General features: G+C 68.6%; 12 protein-coding genes. 9 read left to right on the top strand and 3 right to left on the bottom strand.

What is annotated here, in order from left to right; genetic code table 11:
* Positions 1-736 precede the first annotated feature (736 nt).
* The 9 genes from L0966_RS10890 (at position 737) to glsA (ending at position 12,271) form a co-directional block, all read left to right on the top strand.
* Entirely contained in the window at positions 737-1,735 is a 999-nt protein-coding gene (locus tag L0966_RS10890) for a chemotaxis protein (RefSeq protein WP_234051936.1), read from the top strand.
* The gene (locus L0966_RS10895; RefSeq protein ID WP_234051937.1) at positions 1,732-3,540 is read left to right on the top strand and encodes a flagellar hook-length control protein FliK; all 1,809 of its coding nucleotides are present in this window, start codon (positions 1,732-1,734) and stop codon (positions 3,538-3,540) included. The genes L0966_RS10890 and L0966_RS10895 overlap by 4 nt, the downstream gene beginning before the upstream one ends.
* Positions 3,494-4,390: a lytic transglycosylase domain-containing protein gene (locus L0966_RS10900; RefSeq protein ID WP_234051938.1), complete on the top strand. Its 897-nt coding sequence runs from the start codon at positions 3,494-3,496 to the stop codon at positions 4,388-4,390. The genes L0966_RS10895 and L0966_RS10900 overlap by 47 nt, the downstream gene beginning before the upstream one ends.
* An 859-nt stretch (positions 4,391-5,249) precedes the next feature.
* Positions 5,250-6,827, top strand: coding sequence for a cytochrome ubiquinol oxidase subunit I (locus tag L0966_RS10905; RefSeq protein ID WP_234051939.1), 1,578 nt, complete (start codon positions 5,250-5,252; stop codon positions 6,825-6,827).
* Between the two features lie 4 nt (positions 6,828-6,831).
* Positions 6,832-7,989: a cytochrome d ubiquinol oxidase subunit II gene (cydB, locus tag L0966_RS10910; protein ID WP_234051940.1), complete on the top strand. Its 1,158-nt coding sequence runs from the start codon at positions 6,832-6,834 to the stop codon at positions 7,987-7,989.
* 15 nt (positions 7,990-8,004) lie between these two features.
* Complete coding sequence (cydX, locus tag L0966_RS10915; RefSeq protein ID WP_234051941.1) at positions 8,005-8,127, top strand: cytochrome bd-I oxidase subunit CydX; 123 nt, start codon at positions 8,005-8,007, stop codon at positions 8,125-8,127.
* A gap of 236 nt (positions 8,128-8,363) precedes the next feature.
* Positions 8,364-9,692, top strand: a complete 1,329-nt coding sequence (locus L0966_RS10920; protein ID WP_234051942.1) for an ATP-binding protein — start codon at positions 8,364-8,366, stop codon at positions 9,690-9,692.
* Positions 9,682-10,266: a response regulator transcription factor gene (locus L0966_RS10925; RefSeq protein ID WP_234051943.1), complete on the top strand. Its 585-nt coding sequence runs from the start codon at positions 9,682-9,684 to the stop codon at positions 10,264-10,266. Before L0966_RS10920 ends, L0966_RS10925 begins: the two co-directional genes overlap by 11 nt.
* 133 nt (positions 10,267-10,399) lie before the next feature.
* Positions 10,400-12,271, top strand: coding sequence for a glutaminase A (glsA, locus tag L0966_RS10930; RefSeq protein WP_234051944.1), 1,872 nt, complete (start codon positions 10,400-10,402; stop codon positions 12,269-12,271).
* Positions 12,272-12,274: 3 nt separating this feature from the next.
* Here glsA and L0966_RS22510 read toward each other — a convergent pair whose 3' ends face one another.
* The 3 genes from L0966_RS22510 to L0966_RS10945 form a co-directional block, all read right to left on the bottom strand.
* Positions 12,275-12,949: a FecR family protein gene (locus tag L0966_RS22510; RefSeq protein ID WP_234051945.1), complete on the bottom strand. Its 675-nt coding sequence runs from the start codon at positions 12,947-12,949 to the stop codon at positions 12,275-12,277.
* Positions 12,950-13,298: 349 nt separating this feature from the next.
* Positions 13,299-14,945, bottom strand: coding sequence for an NUDIX domain-containing protein (locus L0966_RS10940; RefSeq protein ID WP_234051946.1), 1,647 nt, complete (start codon positions 14,943-14,945; stop codon positions 13,299-13,301).
* A gap of 130 nt (positions 14,946-15,075) precedes the next feature.
* Entirely contained in the window at positions 15,076-15,774 is a 699-nt protein-coding gene (locus L0966_RS10945) for an SIMPL domain-containing protein (RefSeq protein ID WP_234051947.1), read from the bottom strand.
* Between the last annotated feature and the right edge of the window lie 244 nt (positions 15,775-16,018).

The raw sequence follows: 16,018 nt of genomic DNA on the forward strand, positions 1-16,018 counted from the left end.
CGCCAATGCGCCGCTGCCGCCGCGTCGGCCGGCGATCGCGCCGCCGGCGGCCGAAACGGCAGCGGCCCCGCCTGCAGCTCCCAGCGCGCCGCCGCCCGCCACGCGCCCCCTTGCTCCCCCGACCCGCCCGGTCGCTCCGGCCCTCGCAGAGCCGCGCATTCCCACTCCGGTGGCGCCGGCAACGGTCGCGGTCGATCATGCGCCGGCGCCCGCCGCAGCGCCCGCTCCGGCTCCCAGCCCGGCCCCCGCAGCGGCGCCGATCTCGGCATTTGCGCCGACACGCACCGAATTGCGGCCGGACCTTGCGCCCGCCACCGGCTCGGCTCCCCCTCCCGCCGACACGTCGACACCTGCGGCCGCGGCTGGTGAGGCCCCCGCGTCGCCGCCCGCTGCCAGCACCGAGCGCCCGGCCACGCCGCCCCCGCCGCCTGCCGCGGATGGAGGAAGCACGCCACCGGCCGCCCCCGCGCCTGCCACAGCGGCGCCCCCCGCGACCGCCAGCATGAACGCGGCGACTTCAACTCCGCCGGCCGTTGAGCGCGCCCCGCAGGCAACGGTGGCGCCCGAGGTTCCTGGAGCGCCTGGCCCTGCATCGCCCCCCGTCCAGGCGCCCGCGCCCAGGAGCGCCTCGGCGATCGCGCCGGTAGAGATGGTGCGGCGGCTGCAGCGACTGCAAGACCGCATCGCCGCCGGCTCCATGGAAGGCGTGACGACGCAGCGCGCGATGATTGCCGACATGGATGAAGCGTTCGGCGCCGCCGATCCCGCCGTGTGGCAGGACCCGGCCAACGCCCGAGCGCTCATCAGCTATTTCCTCAGCGGCGGCTCACCGAACGTGCTGCGCGCGATCATCACCCGCGACCCGCGACCCGCCATCGACGAAAAGCTCCTGCTGGGCACCTTGCTCTATGTCGAAGGTCGCGCGGAGGCCGCGCTGCGGGAGCTGGGCGAGGTGGATGCCCGCAAGCTGCCAAACATGCTCGGAGCGCAGATCGCGCTCGCGCAGGCCACCTTGACCGTGCGCCAGGACTCACGCAAGGCCGCCGCCCTGCTGGACCTTTCGCGTCTCCTGGCCCCGGGCACGCTGGTGGAGGAAGCGGCCCTGCGTCGCGAGATCCTGGTGGCTGCCCAGGCGAACGATATGCCCGCCTTCGAGCGGCTCTCCCGGCAATATCTGTATCGCTTCAACCAGTCCGCCTATGCCGACAATTTCCGGCAGCGCTTCGCCAGCGCGCTCGCGCACATGCAGACCAGCGATTCCGCCGACGGGCTGGAGCGGCTTCAGGCCCTGCTCGCCGTGCTGGACGACCAGGGGCGGCGCGAGATGTATCTGCTGGTGGCCCGCGCGGCGCTGATGGAAGGCAAGACCGCGCTGGCGGCCGGCGCCGCCAGGCGTGCGAGCGAGCTGGCAGGCAAGGCAAGCCTTGATGCGGAGCGGGCGCAGGTTTACCTGGGCGCCGCACAGGCGGTGATGCCGGATCGCTTCCAGGCGGCGGCGGAAGCTTTGAAAAAGGTCGATCGCAACCGCCTCGACCCGGCCGATGCGGCCCTTGCCGATGCGGCCCTCGCGGCCGCCAACAATCTGCGCCAGGCGGATCAGGTTTCGCTTCAGGACAAGCGGGTACAGCCACACGCTGCGCCAGTTCCCGAAGACGCGAAATCCTCGCCCGCCATGTCCCGTGCCCGCGAAGCTCTCACGAAGATCGACGCGCTACTCAAGGCCGCGCCACGATGACCTCTCCCAACGATATCTCCTTCGCCACCTCCGCGGCCACGGGCTCCACCGCGGCCCATGTCGGACATGGCACCCACGGCAAGGCCAAGAGCGCGGACAACCAGTTCGGTGACCTCTTCTCGAACCTGACCCAAGAGGCCGGCAAGGAAGCGGGAGGAGAGGCGGACGCGGACGCCGCCAGCGCGGGCAAGACGGCCGGCGCCGAAGACGCGGAGGTCTCCGACGTCCAGGTGAAAAGCAAGACCAAGACCCTTTCCGCCCGCGACGCCGCCAGCTTCGGTCAGCTGCTGCAGCGGTGGGATAATGGGGAGGAGCCCCCCGCCGACGCTTCTGACGATGGCGCGGAAGTTGCTGTCGACCCGCAGCCCGCGTCGCAGGATGACGCGGCCGGGCAAAAGGCCGGCTCTGCGTCGTTCCAGCCCGCGGAGGCCGCGAATGACGGGCAGGCCACGCCCAAGGCCACGCGCCATGGGCGGCCCGAAAAAGCCGCGGCGTTCGATGGCAGGGATACTCGCGCGCAGACCGACGCCGAGCCCGATGCCGACACAACTGCCGTGGACGCCGACGCGGCTGAGCCCGAGCCCGTGCGCGCCGCTCTTCCGGAGGCTCCGCGCGCGAGTGGCATTCGTCGCGATGAGGTCCGCCTGCAGAGCGACCAGGTGACGGAAGACGACCAGGCCACTGACGAGACCGCCAAGGCTTCCCAGGACGACGGCCCCGCCACCAAGGACACGAAAAAGGCCGGCGACGCGAAGCAGAAAGCCGTTGCGGACAACCTGACCACCCCCGCCAAGGAGGCGACCGCCTCCACATTGGCGGCAAACACCCTGGCCGATCTTGCCGCGGCAGCGGCGCCCACCGTCCAGCAGCGGGCGGCCGACGGCACGAAGACCCAGGGCGAAGACGCGAAGCAGTCCTCGTCCAACCGTCAGGCGGCGGATGGAGCCGCGTCAGGCGGCCCGGGTTCCGCCGATGGCGATGCGCCCACCAATCGCATCCAGGTGAGCGTCACGCGCCGCGAAACCCACTTCGCCCCGGTGTTGAACTTCGACCAGCAACGCGCGGCGAAGAGCGCGGCCAAGGGTGAGGCGAGCCGAGAAGCCGCTGCCGGCACCCAGGCGACGGGCACCATGCAGAAGGCCGCCGCGCGCGAGTTCGCAGCGACCGAGGCGGCGGTGAAGGCCGAGGCCGAGACGAACGTGAGAGGGACCACGGGCGAGGCCGCCACGTCGGCGACCACGACCGGAACGACCGGCATGACCGGCTTGAACGGCACGACTTCCGGCTTCGGCAGCATCACCAGCCTGCCCATGGCCACCGCGGCCCAAGTGAGCCGCGCCATCACCGAGGAAGCCGCGCGGATGCAGAGCGGGCAACCGGCCGGGCCGAACACCACCACGCAGGGCCCGGTGCGCATCCTTGAAATGGCGGTGACGCCGGAGAGCCTCGGCCGGGTGGTGATCCACATGCGCCTGACCGCGAACGGCCTGGAAGTGCGGGTGCGCGCCAGCGAGGCGGCCACCGCCCAGATGCTGGCCCAGGACCAGAACGCGCTGGTGCGGATCATCGAAGCCAGCGGCACGAAGGTCGACAATCTCGATATCGTGCGGAACATCTCCAGCCCGGTGGAAGCCTCGGTCCGGCCGGCATGGAACACCAATCAGCCTTCCACGGGCTCCAGCGCCGATCAGGACAGCCCCGGGCAACGTGAACAGGGGAGAAATGAGGGGAATTCCCGCAGGGACCAGGCAGGCGAAGATGCGCAATCTCGCTCTCGGCATTCTTCTGACTTTGCTGACGGCTAACGCGGCATCCGCGACGCCCTTCGGCACCATTCCCATGCGGGAAACTCCGCCGGTGCCCAAGGACGCGCCCAAGGATCCGTCGAAGGACGCCACCAGGAGCACATCCACGTTGCCGGCCCAGAGGCCGGCGAAACCCGCGCCGACCACCGCGGGCGCGCCCGTGCGCACGTCCAGCGCGGCAAGCCCTCCGGCAAAGGGCGCGCGGAAGGGTGGCCCGCCCAATATCTGCGAGCGCGAGCTGGCGCGCGCCTCCAAGAAGTACAACGTGCCGCTTCAGATCCTCTATGCCGTCGGCCTGACGGAGAGCGGATATGGCGGCTTTCTTCAGCCCTATACGCTCTACATCGAGGGCAAGGACTATATCTCCAACAATCTCCAGGATGCCCTGAAGCTTTTCCGTGAAGCCAATGGCCGTGGCGTGCAGCTCATCGACATCGGCTGCATGCAGGTCAATTATTACTGGCACAAGGAAGAGTTCAACAATCTGGAGGAAATGTTCAATCCCCGGCTCAATGTGGAGCAGGCGGCGCGCTTTCTTCAGGAGCTGCGCAAGCGCCATGGCAGCTGGACCATGGCCCTCGCCCGCTACAATGCAGGCCCAAAGAACACTGTCGCCCAGCACCGCTATGTCTGCCGGGTGATGAAGAATCTGGTGCAGGCCGGCGTGGGGCAGTGGACCGAGACCTCAAAGACCTTCTGCGATAATCCGCCCCCGAAGCCGGAACCCGCACAGGCCGCCGCCACACCGGAGGTGGCCGCCCAAGGCGCGACCCAGGGCGCGACGGCGCAGGTCCAGCCCGCCGAGGCGGCCGCCGCCCCCGTCGAAATCAGCCCTACTTCGCTCCACTGAGCGCATCGCCGCCGGGCCCATCCTCGGCGGCGGCGCCGGATTCGTCGTCCGTCCGCGCCGGGTTTCCCGGTCTCGCCCCTCTGTGCGTTCACGGCTGCCGTTGAGCGGAGGGGCAGCGGCGGTGTCGGCCAAGGACGGCTATGGCCCCTCGCCCAGCCGCAGCCCCTAGATTCGCCCGGGTGTCCGCCGCAACGGCGAACGGGGCCATCCCTTTGCCTTGGCGCGATTCCCCATTTACGCGCGCCGGCTCCCCGGCGCTCGGAAAGGCTCCGGAGCACGCGGCGCAACCGCACTGGCGGGCCCCCAAGGCCGGTCATTGCCCGCTTTGGAGCGCGAGCGCCGGGGGATGCGCCCGGCATGCTTTCGGCCGCCTTCCCGGGTCCACCGGAGAGGTTTTCCCCCATCCGCGGCGCCGCGGCGTTTGGTCCAACATCGGACCCGGGCGCCGCGCATCGCCCCGCCGGAACATGTTGCTGTCACGGCGATTTCGTGGCGCGCCGCGCACCACGGGGCGCGGGTGGGGCGCACGGCCTTGGACAGTTTGTCCACTCGCGCCCTCGCATGAGGCGGCGCGAGAACGCCCCATGGCTTGAATTCGGCCAGCGCAGGGACATTCCAAGGCACCATCCATGACACGAACCGGTTCGACACCCGCCGCGTTCGTCCCGCTTTCAGGACAACACCAGCTTTCGGCGCCCCACCCCATGCCGCACCGCGCCCCAGGCGCCGGCCGGCGGGCGGGCGCGCCTGCGACCCTCATCGCGATGGAGCGCCTCCGGCGTCTGTCCATCGCCGGCCCCGGCGATTTCGACCGGCGTGCCACCCATCGAAAGGAGGCGGGATCCGCCCGATAGACCTCATGGCCCTCGACACACTCGACCTCTCGCGACTGCAGTTCGCGATGACCGCCCTTTATCACTTCCTGTTCGTGCCCCTCACGCTGGGCCTCTCCGTGCTGCTCGCCATCATGGAGACGGTCTATGTGATGACCGGCCGAACCATCTGGCGCCAGATGACCAAGTTCTGGGGCACGCTGTTCGGCATCAACTTTGTCGTCGGCGTCGCCACCGGCCTTGTCATGGAATTCCAGTTCGGCATGAACTGGAGCTATTACAGCCTTTATGTGGGCGACATCTTTGGCGCCCCGCTGGCCATTGAGGGCCTGATGGCCTTCTTCCTGGAGGCGACCTTCGTCGGCCTGTTCTTCTTCGGCTGGGACAAGCTGTCGAAGGTGGGCCACCTCATCGCCACCTGGTGCGTGGCCATCGGCTCGAACCTGTCGGCGCTGTGGATCCTGGTGGCCAATGGCTGGATGCAAAATCCCGTCGGCGCGGTCTTCAATCCGCAGACCATGCGCATGGAAGTGTCGAACTTCTTCGATGTGGTGATGAACCCCGTGGCGCAGGCCAAGTTCGTGCATACGGTGTCGGCGGGCTATGTGACCGCCTCCATCTTCGTGCTCGGCGTCTCGGCCTGGTACCTGCTGAAGGGCCGCAACACGGATCTGGCCAAGCGCTCCATGACGGTCGCCGCCTCCTTCGGCCTTGCCGCCTCCCTGTCGGTGGTGGTGCTGGGCGATGAGAGCGGCTATCTGGCCACCGAGCACCAGAAGATGAAGCTCGCCGCCATCGAGGGCATGTGGGAGACCGAGCCCGCCCCCGCCGCCTTCACCCTGATCGGCCTGCCGAGCCAGAGCGAACGCGAGACCCACTTCGCCGTGCGGATCCCGTGGGCGCTGGGCCTCATCGCCACCCGCTCGCTCGACACCCAGATCCCCGGCATCGAGGAGCTGGTGGGCAAGGCGGAAGGGCGCATTCACAACGGCATCAAGGCGTTCGACGCCCTGCAGCAGATCCGCGCCGCCGGCAACAGTGCCGCCATTCCCCCGGCTGCCCAGCAGACCTTCGAGGAAAACGGCCACGATCTTGGCTATGCCCTGCTGCTGAAGCGCTATGTGAATGATCCGCGCCAGGCGACGGCCGAGCAGATCAAGCAGGCGGCCTGGGATACGGTGCCGAGTGTGCCGACCCTGTTCTGGTCGTTCCGCCTCATGGTGGGGCTGGGCTTCTTCTTCATCCTGTTCCTCGCCACCTTCTTCGTGCTCTCCGCCCGCCGGAAGCTGGACCGCTACCCGCTGCTGCTGCGGCTCGCGGTGCTGGTGATCCCGCTGCCGTGGCTGGCGGCCGAGCTCGGCTGGGTGGTGGCAGAAGTGGGACGTCAGCCCTGGAACATCGAAGGCGTGCTGCCCACCGTGGCCGGCGTCTCCAGCCTCGGCGCCACCACGGTGCTCGCGACCCTGGTGGGCTTCGTGACCATCTATTCGGTGCTGTTCATCATCGAGATGACGCTGATGGTCCGCGCCATCCGCAAGGGCCCGGAGCCGGACGAAGGGCCGGAAGCCGAGCTCATTCCCCACGCCTTCGCTGGTGCGGAGTAAGGTCATGATCCTTCACACACTCATCGATTACGACACGCTCCGCGTCATCTGGTGGCTGCTGCTCGGCGTGCTGCTCATCGGCTTCGCGCTGATGGACGGGTTCGACCTCGGCACCGGCATGCTGCTGCCCTTCGTGGCCAAGACGGACATTGAGCGCCGGGTGGTCATCAACGCGGTCGGCCCGGTCTGGGAAGGCAACCAGGTGTGGCTGATCCTCGGCGGCGGCGCCATCTTCGCCGCCTGGCCGGCGCTTTATGCCGTGTCCTTCTCCGGCTTCTACCTCGCCATGTTCGCAATCCTGTTCGCGCTGATCTTGCGGCCCGTGGGCTTCAAGTATCGCTCGAAGCGGGAGAGCGCCGCTTGGCGGTCGGCCTGGGACTGGGCGCTGTTCATCGGCGGCTTCGTGCCGGCGCTGGTGATGGGCGTGGCCGTGGGCAATGTGCTCCAGGGCGTGCCCTTCCACTTCAACGACGAGCTGCGCATCTTCTATGATGGCACCACGCTGTTCGAGCTTCTGAACCCCTATGGCATCCTGGCCGGCCTCGTCTCCGTGGCCATGCTGGTGATGCACGGCGCCGCCTGGCTGGTGCTGAAGACCGAGGGGCCGGTGGCCGAGCGCTCCCGCGCCGTGGGCTCCATGGCGGCGCTCGTCACCATCGTGCTGTTCGTGCTGGGCGGCGTCTGGCTCTATGCCGGCATCAACGGTTACCGCATCACCAGCGCGTTCGTGGTCGATGGGCCCTCCAACCCGCTGGCCAAGACGGTGGAAGTGGCGCCGCATGTCTGGTTCGCCAATTATGCGGCCCATCCCTGGATGATCGCGGGCCCCGTGCTCGGCCTCGCCGGGGCGGCTTTGGCCTTCGTGCTGTTCCGGGCCCGCTCGGAGATCGGCGCGCTGCTCATGAGCTCGCTGTCCATCTTCGGCATCATCTCGACGGTGGGGCTCTCCATGTTCCCCATCATCCTGCCCTCCACCGTGGACCCGCGCTCGAGCCTGACCGTGTGGGACTCGTCCTCCAGCCACATGACGCTGTTCATCATGCTGATCGTGGCCCTGGTGTTCGTGCCCATCGTCGTGGCCTATACGAGCTTCGTCTACAAGGTGCTGTGGGGGAAGGTGGACCAGGGGTCCATCGCCGACGGCTCCGGCCACGCTTACTGAGGAAGGAGAGACGCTATGTGGTATTTCGCCTGGTTGCTCGGCCTGCCTCTGGCCGCCGCCTTCGCCGTGCTCAACGCCATGTGGTATGAGCTGATGGATGACCGCGCCCGCGCCGAGGCCGAGCGCCGCAAGGCCTGACCCCGCGCCGGCTGGGCCCCCGCGGCCCGCGGCACATGCAACACCAGACGGCGCCGGCCTCCACCGGCGCCGTGCCCGTTGGGTGCGCCGGGTTATCGGGTCATCGCGCGCCTTGACCCCGACCATGCCCTTCCGTCACGATCATTGGACATGATGTCAGGCTTGCCTTTATCCCGCCTTTGGCCGGGCCATGCCGCGCCCCCTGCCCGCCCTTCCAGTCCGCGAGGTGGCCGGCGATGAGCGATCCGGCCACCGATGCCGATGCCAGTTGCCGGAACCTGCGGCTGCTGATCACCCTGCGCTGGGTGGCGGTGGCGGGCCAGGTGCTCGCCATCGCCGTTGTGCAGCTGTGGCTGGGCATCGCGCTGCCGGTCATGGAGATGGGCCTCGTCATTCTGCTGCTGATGGGGCTGAACCTCATCTCCATCCGCCGCTGCACCTGCCCGCGACAGGTGAGCGATGTCGAGCTGTGCGCGGAGCTGCTGGCGGACGTGGCGGCCCTCACCATCCAGCTCTATCTCAGCGGCGGGGCCACCAACCCCTTCATTTCGCTGTACCTGCTCCAGGTGATCCTGGGCGCGGTCCTGCTTTCGCCGCGGGCCACCTGGGTCATCGTGGGGGTGGCGAGCGCGTGCTTTGTCGCGCTCATGTGGTTCTATCGGCCGCTGCCCATGCCCGGCTTCCATTCCGGCGAGCTGGTCACGGACCTCCACACCCAGGGCATGTTCCTGTGCTTCCTGCTGGCCTCGGCACTGGTGGTGCTGTTCGTCACCCGCATCAACCAGAACCTGCGCCGGCGCGATGCGCGCCTGGCGGAGCTGCGCCAGCGCGCGGCGGAGGAAGAGCACGTGGTGCGCATGGGCCTGCTCGCCTCCGGCGCGGCCCATGAGCTGGGCACGCCGCTCTCCACCCTGGCTGTGATCCTCAATGACTGGCGCCACATGCCGAAGTTCCGCGACGACGCGGAACTGACCGAGGAGCTGGACGAGATGCAGGCGGCCCTGGCGCGCTGCAAGACCATCGTCTCTCACATCCTCATCGCCGCCGGCGAGACGCGGGGCGAGGATGCCCGCCGCTGCACCCTTTCCACATTCGTCGACGACATGGTGGAACGTTGGACCGACAGCCGCCGCCCGCCCGCGCTCGACTATCGCAATGCCCTCGATTCCCAGGTGGAGATCGCCAGCGACAGCGTCATCGAGCAAGCCCTCTTCAATGTGTTCGACAATGCGCTGGAAGCCTCGCGCGCGAAGGTGGGCATCGAAGCTCTGCTCGAAGGGGACGATCTGGTGGTGCGTGTCACCGATGACGGGCCGGGGTTTTCCGAGGCGGCGCTCGCCCGCTTCGGCACGCCCTATCAGTCCAGCAAGGCGGGGCCCGGTCGCGGGCTCGGCCTGTTCCTGGCGGTGAATGTGCTGCGTAAGCTGGGCGGCGCCATCCATGCCAGCAACCAGACGGAGGGGGGCGCACGGGTGGAGCTGAAGCTGCCGGTGCGCGCGCTCGCCGTCATCGCTGCCCAAACGCCGCCGCGCGGACCGGCACCGGAGGTGACCGATGCCGCCTGAGGCCGAAAACGCCCCTGAAACTCCCGCCACCACCGCGCCGGTGAAGAACCTTCTGGTGGTGGAGGATGACGGCGCTTTCGCCCGCGCCCTCCAGCGCTCCCTGGAGCGGCGCGGCTACAAGGTGCGCGTGTGCCTGCGCCCCGAGGATCTCGACCCGCTGCTGGAGACCTTCCACCCCGGCTTTGCGGTGGTGGACCTGAAGCTGTCCGGCACCTCCGGCGCCTCGGGACTCGACTGCGTGCGCCGGCTGCACGAGCTGGATGCGCGCATGCGGATCGTGGTGCTCACCGGCTTCGCCAGCATCGCCACCGCCGTGGAGGCCATCAAGCTCGGCGCCTGCCACTATCTGGCCAAGCCCTCCAATGCCGATGACATCGAGGCCGCCTTCGGCCGCGTGGAGGGCGACCCCGATGTGCCGCTCAGCGCCCGCCAGAGCTCCCTGAAGACCCTGGAATGGGAGCGCATCCACGAAACGCTGGCGGAAACCGGATTCAACGTCTCAGAGACGGCCCGCCGCCTGGGCATGCACCGCCGGACCCTGGCCCGAAAGCTCGCCAAACGACAGGTGACGTGACGCGGGCGAAGAGCGCTCATCCCCTCCCAAAAATCCGTCGCGCGTCGGCCACGGGGGCAAGCGACGGTATAAATTGTCGATCTGAAGCATTTTCATGGTGCGGAGCGGCAGGCATTCCGGTTGAATTCAGCTGATGCTTCCAGTGGCCCGCTGGCAGCGGACCGTGTCCACCCGTGCCGCCCTTCGGATTGCCGTGCTCCAGACCCCCCTGCTTCGATTTCTGATCGACACCCATGACAGCCTCGCCGCCCTAAAGGACGGTGCGGTGCCCAGCTACATTCCCGAGCTGGCCAAGGCGGATCCGGACCAGTTCGGCATCGCCCTCGCCACCATTGACGGGCATGTCTACGAGACCGGCGACACCATGGTGCCCTTCACCATCCAGTCGATCTCGAAGGCGATGGTGTACGCTCTCGCGCTGGACACCCTGGGGGCCGATCAGGTGGAGGCGGCCATCGGCGTCGAGCCCTCGGGCGACGCCTTCAACTCCATCCGCCTCACCACTGACAACCGCCCCTTCAATGCCATGGTGAATGCCGGCGCCATCGCCTGCAGCGGCCTGATCGCCGACGCCATGGGCGAGGATGCCTTCGGCCTGATCGCCGCCACCCTCGGCCGCTTCGCCGGGCGCACGCTGGAGATGGACCAGGCGGTTTTCCTGTCCGAGCGCGCCACCGGCGACCGCAACCGCGCCATCGCCTATCTGCTGCGCAACTATGGCGGCATCCGCGGCACGGTCGATGATGTGCTCGATGTCTACTTCCGCCAGTGCTCGCTGCTGGTCACAGCGCGCGACCTCGCCATCATGGGCGCGACCTTCGCCAATCACGGGGTCAATCCGGTAACGGGGGAGGCGGTGGCCTCCTCCTATGCCATCGCCCGCACCCTCGCCGTGATGAGCTCCTCGGGCATGTACGACTATGCCGGCGAGTGGATCTACCGGGTGGGCGTGCCGGCCAAGAGCGGGGTGGGCGGCGGCATCCTGGCGGCCCTGCCGGCGCAGCTCGGGCTCGGCACCTTCTCGCCCCGCCTCGATCAGCACGGCAACAGCGTGCGCGGCATCCGCACCTGCGAGATGATCGCCGAGGCCTTCGACCTGCACATGCTCTCGCGGCGGGACGATGTGCGCGCCTGCGTGCTCGCGGACTATGATTTCCACACCGTGCCGGCCAAGCCCGGGCGCCAGCAGCGGGAGGATGAGATCCTGGCCGCCTGCCCCGGCGCCATTCGCGTGCTGGAGCTGGCCGGCAAGCTCTCCTTCGCCAGCATGGATTATGTGAGTCGGCGCCTCGCCGATCCGGGGATGGTGCCGGAATTCCTCATTCTCAACCTGCATCGCGTCACCACCATCACCGATGCGGCCATGGCGCTTCTGCTGGGCATGCTGAAAACCCAGCTCCCTGCCACGACCACCACGGTGGTGGCCGGCGTCAGCCCCGGCGCGCCGGTGGAACCGCGGGTGTGGGCGTTGAAGAACGAAGGCGCCCAGGTGCGCATCTTCCCCACCTATGAGGCGGCGGTGGAATGGGCGGAAGACCAGATCATCTATCGCCACGGGGGCTTCCATGAGCGCGCCGCGGACTTCGATCTGGCGCGCCAGGCTCTGCTCATCGGCCTTGCGCCGCAGGAACTGGCGGAGCTCACCCGCCTGTGCCGCCGGTCCGTCTATGCCGCCGGCACCGAGATCATGCCGCTCGATGAAGCGCCGACCCGGATCTACTTCCTGCTGCGGGGCGTGGTGAGCGCCCGCGACAGCCGTGGCACACGCATCGACACCCTCATCCCCGGCATGGCTTTCGGCGAACTCGCGCTCATCGAGCAGCCGCGCACGGTCAGCGTGCGCAGCGACGGGGAAGTGGTGTGCATGGAACTTTCCATGGACGACTTCCGCGCCTTCCAGGAGACGCACCCGCGAGCGGGGGAACGGATCGTCCGCAATCTTGCTTTGCTGCTCGCCGGGCGCATCCGTCGTGCCACCGCCCGCATCGAGATGCTCACCGGCTGACGGCTATTCCACCAGCGACAGGGCCAGGCGGATGCGCGCCTCGCTCCAGGGCTGGCGCACGGCGGGCATCACGCCGTTGCGCGGAATGTCGACAGCGTCGCCCGGCTCCAGGTTCAGCGCGTCGCCGCCGGCCTCCACCTTCACGCTGCCGCGCATCAGCGCCACGCCATATTGCCCTTCCACCCGGCCCACGAACAGGCGCCCGGCCCGGCCCGCCACCTCTCCAAACGGGGCGGTGACGCTCAGCGGAGGCTGCTGGCCGCGTGCGGAGCGGGTGTAGAGCATGGCGCCGTCGCGCAGGGTCAGGGCCGCCTCGCCGCCGGGGGTGAAATGATCGATGCGCAATTGCGTGTCGCCCCCCAGGCGAAGCTGAGTGGCATTGCCGAGCTGCAGCAGCGCGCGGCCCGTGCCTTCGGTCAACACCGTATCGCCGACGATCAGCGCATCTCCCTGCGCCACCGGCAGGGGTACGCCGTCGCGCTCGACCTTCACGCCGCCGGCGATGGCTTCCAGCGTGCCGATGCCGGGGCGGCCAGTCGCGGCCAGAACAGCGATGGGGTCCTTGGCGCAGGCGGGCCGTGGCACGGCGAAAGCGGCGGCGGTGCCCGCCAGCAGCACGGCACAGCGTATCAGCCCGCGCCTGCTCCACCCGTTATCGAGATCTGTCTTCACGGTCACCGATAACGTCCCTCGTCATCATTCATCCCGGATGGCGTTCCCTCGCGACGGGGCGGCCGACGGCTGTGATCGCCCTGCGCGCCTCTTACCCTCTTCGCGCCCGCTTGCCAAACACCGCACACAGCATGAAATCCCCCTACGGAGCCAGTGACATCATCGAGATCTGGCCCGCTCCCACCGGCTCTCGGCACCAGGGGGCGCCTGAGGCGGGAGGGCCCGGCCGGTGTCGAGCAAAGCCGCTCCCCCCGCGTGAAAAAGCCCGTCAACTCAATCGACGGCAGCATTTCCTCAAGACCGCGACATGGGAACATGCTCGCGGCCGCACGCCACCAGACAGCGCGGCCGCCACCTATTTCGATTTCTTGCCAGCCTTTCTCGAAGGCTTGGAGCTTGCGGGTTGGGCTCCCCTTTCGAGGCTCTCAGCCTTGGCCCCGGCCGCTTTCGTCGAGGCGGCCTTCTTCGCGTCACCGGTACCACCCTTGCGCTTCGCGGCCTTGCTGGTCGCAAGAGCCTCCTGCGCCCCCGTGCCGTCGGGCGACGTCCTGTTGGTCGAGGATGCGGGCTTTCCCGCCTTGGGCGTCGGCGCCATCGGGCCCTGAGTCAGACCGCCGGTCGCCTCCAGCGATGGCCCGGATTTGGCTGGCCTGCTCGCCCTGGACGGAACCGCACCCCCCGCGGCCGCCGGCTTCGCCCGGCTCGCGGGAGCTGCCTTGACCACAGGACTTGCCTTGATCTCAGCCCTGGGCGCAGGTTTCGGCTTGGCGATGGGCTTGCTTTTGGCAACGGGCCTGAGCTTGGCGACGGGCTTGGCTTCCGGCTTGACCGCGATCGGCGACGCCGCCGGGGCCTTGGCCGTCACCGCAGCTTTGGATGCGATTGGGGGCAGAGCCTTGGGCTTGGCCTGAACCTTCGCCGGGGACTTCGGCCGGGATGAAGCCTGGGGCTTGAGAGCCGGCTTCGCCCGGGCCAGCGGCGTCGTGGCGACGCCCTTGGCACCGCCCGCCGGGGCGCTCGCGCGCTTGGCCGCCGTCTCGGCCACAGGGGCTTGCGGTGGCACGACACGGTCCTCAGCCACCGCGTCCTTGGTCTTGGCGCCCCCCGCACTCTTTGCCGAATCTTGAGGCTTGCCCTCCGCCTTACCCGCACTCTTGGCCTTACCCGCACTCTTGGCCTTGGCCGCGCTCTTGGGCTTGACCTCACTCTTGGGCTTGGCCGCGCTCTTGGGCTTGACCGCGCTGGCGGGCTGAGTTTTGGGCGTGGCTAAAGCCTTGGCGGGCGCCTCGGCCTGCGGCGCAAGAGCCGGCTCCAGCTCGTCCGAGCGCTTGGAGGCTTCCTTCGCGCGTGACTTCGCCCGCGTCTTGGTCTGGCCCTTTGCGCCGCGCTTGGGCGGCTCCTCACTGAGAGCGTTTGCGTCCGGGGCCACCACGGGCAGCGCGGGGGCCAGCAGCGCGGCTTCACCGACGTGCTTCGTCTTGGCCTTGCCCTCGCCCTTGACAGCCTTCTGCTTGCCTGCGCCATCGGCGGATGCCGCGGCCTTCAGCTTGGCCGCCCGCCGCGCGGCCATCTGGTCGCCAAAGGCGAGGATCAGCCATTTCAGATCCTCCTCCTGCACGGCGGCGGCGGCGGTATCGATGGAGAACCAGAAGCCGTAGCGCTGCGAGCGCTCGGGCCATTTGTGCAGATGCCGCTTCACCTTGAGCGGGAACACCATGACATCGCACAGGACCGAGCGCAGGCCGAGATTCTTCTCATAGGTGTAGATGCCGATGGCCTCGCGGGCGATGGACCCCATCAGCCCGGCTTCCTCATAGGCCTCTCGCGCCGCCGTCTTGGCCGGCGACAGCCCCTTGATGGGCCACCCCTTGGGAATAACCCAGCGCCGCGTCTCACGCGAGGTGATGAGGCGGATCTGCACTTCCCCATCCGCGCGCACACGGTAGGGTAGAGCGGCATATTGCACCCGCCGCCCCGGGTGTCCATTGCCAACCACAGACATCAGCGATCCGCCTCGGGTCCCGAAAGCCGCGGGGTGCAGCGCCGTGGCGCACCCCGCGAGCATGATCAAAGATCAGTCAGAGTCCCTGATCTATCACAGCCGCGCTTCAGGGGAAGTCGGCCGCTGGGCATCATTGGGGCTCGGCGTCGTAGACGATGGTGGCGCGGCCGCGCACTTCAACCTCGCCAGCCTCCACCGGCACCGCCATGCGCGCTTCCGCCTTCATCAGCATGGGCGCGGGCATGATGGGGCCGGAGCCGTCGGCCTCCGGCTGGATGGAGACGATGCGCACCAGCCGCAGCCCGGCGGCATCGGCCACCACCTTGGCCTGCTCCATGGCATCCTTCACGGCCGCCACGCGCGCGTCCTGCTCCACCTTGGCCCGGTTGGACAAAGTGAAGGCGAGGCCCGAAGCCTGGTTGGCGCCAGCCTCCACCATCTTGTCCAGCAGCGGCCCCAGCGTCGCCAGATCGCGCACGGTGATGCGCACGCTGTTGCGCACCTCGAAGCCCACGACCCGCGGCGCCTCCTTGGCCGAGTTCGAACTGGCATATTGCGGCTGCAGCGAGAAATTGGAGGTGGCGATGTCGCGCGCCTCTACGCCGGCGGCCTTGATGGCCTCGATCAAGGCGGTCACGGCCTTGGAATTGGCGCTGACGGCATCCGCCGCGGTCTTGCCCGACGTCATCACGCCGGTGGAAAAGATCGCCGAATCGGGCTCGGCCGAAACCTTCGCCTGTCCCGTGACGGTGATGGAGGCCGCGAAGGCCGCCGGAGCAGCAAGGCTGACAAAGGCGAGAGCAGCGGCGACACGGAGGGGCGAAAGCATCCTGAACCTCGAAGGCAGCCGTCCGCACCGGTTGCGGACGCTGCGACACCACCCCGCGAACACGGCGCCAATGGGGCAGCCGCGCCGTTGCCCACGACCCTCGCATGCCCAGGCTGAAAATAACCATCTCCGCCTTGAGCCCGAACCGACACTCCCGCAGCCCCGCGTGGCCCCGGGCCCGGAGGCTCGCAAAGGTGGCCGCGCATGGTTGCACCACCATCTCGACACCCGCGCCCCTTTCATC

The sequence above is a fragment of the Xanthobacter sp. NM-59 genome (genome assembly GCF_021401125.1).
Taxonomy (GTDB): Bacteria; Pseudomonadota; Alphaproteobacteria; order Rhizobiales; family Xanthobacteraceae; genus Xanthobacter.

Bases quoted from the DNA above. Each gene is read 5' to 3' on its own strand.
- L0966_RS10890 (WP_234051936.1), top strand. From the start codon at position 737: ATGGATGAAGCGTTCGGCGCCGCCGATCCCGCCGTGTGGCAGGACCCG.
- L0966_RS10895 (WP_234051937.1), top strand. From the start codon at position 1,732: ATGACCTCTCCCAACGATATCTCCTTCGCCACCTCCGCGGCCACGGGC.
- L0966_RS10900 (WP_234051938.1), top strand. From the start codon at position 3,494: ATGCGCAATCTCGCTCTCGGCATTCTTCTGACTTTGCTGACGGCTAAC.
- L0966_RS10905 (WP_234051939.1), top strand. From the start codon at position 5,250: ATGGCCCTCGACACACTCGACCTCTCGCGACTGCAGTTCGCGATGACC.
- cydB (WP_234051940.1), top strand. From the start codon at position 6,832: ATGATCCTTCACACACTCATCGATTACGACACGCTCCGCGTCATCTGG.
- cydX (WP_234051941.1), top strand. From the start codon at position 8,005: ATGTGGTATTTCGCCTGGTTGCTCGGCCTGCCTCTGGCCGCCGCCTTC.
- L0966_RS10920 (WP_234051942.1), top strand. From the start codon at position 8,364: ATGAGCGATCCGGCCACCGATGCCGATGCCAGTTGCCGGAACCTGCGG.
- L0966_RS10925 (WP_234051943.1), top strand. From the start codon at position 9,682: ATGCCGCCTGAGGCCGAAAACGCCCCTGAAACTCCCGCCACCACCGCG.
- glsA (WP_234051944.1), top strand. From the start codon at position 10,400: ATGCTTCCAGTGGCCCGCTGGCAGCGGACCGTGTCCACCCGTGCCGCC.
- L0966_RS10940 (WP_234051946.1), bottom strand. From the start codon at position 14,945: ATGTCTGTGGTTGGCAATGGACACCCGGGGCGGCGGGTGCAATATGCC.
- L0966_RS10945 (WP_234051947.1), bottom strand. From the start codon at position 15,774: ATGCTTTCGCCCCTCCGTGTCGCCGCTGCTCTCGCCTTTGTCAGCCTT.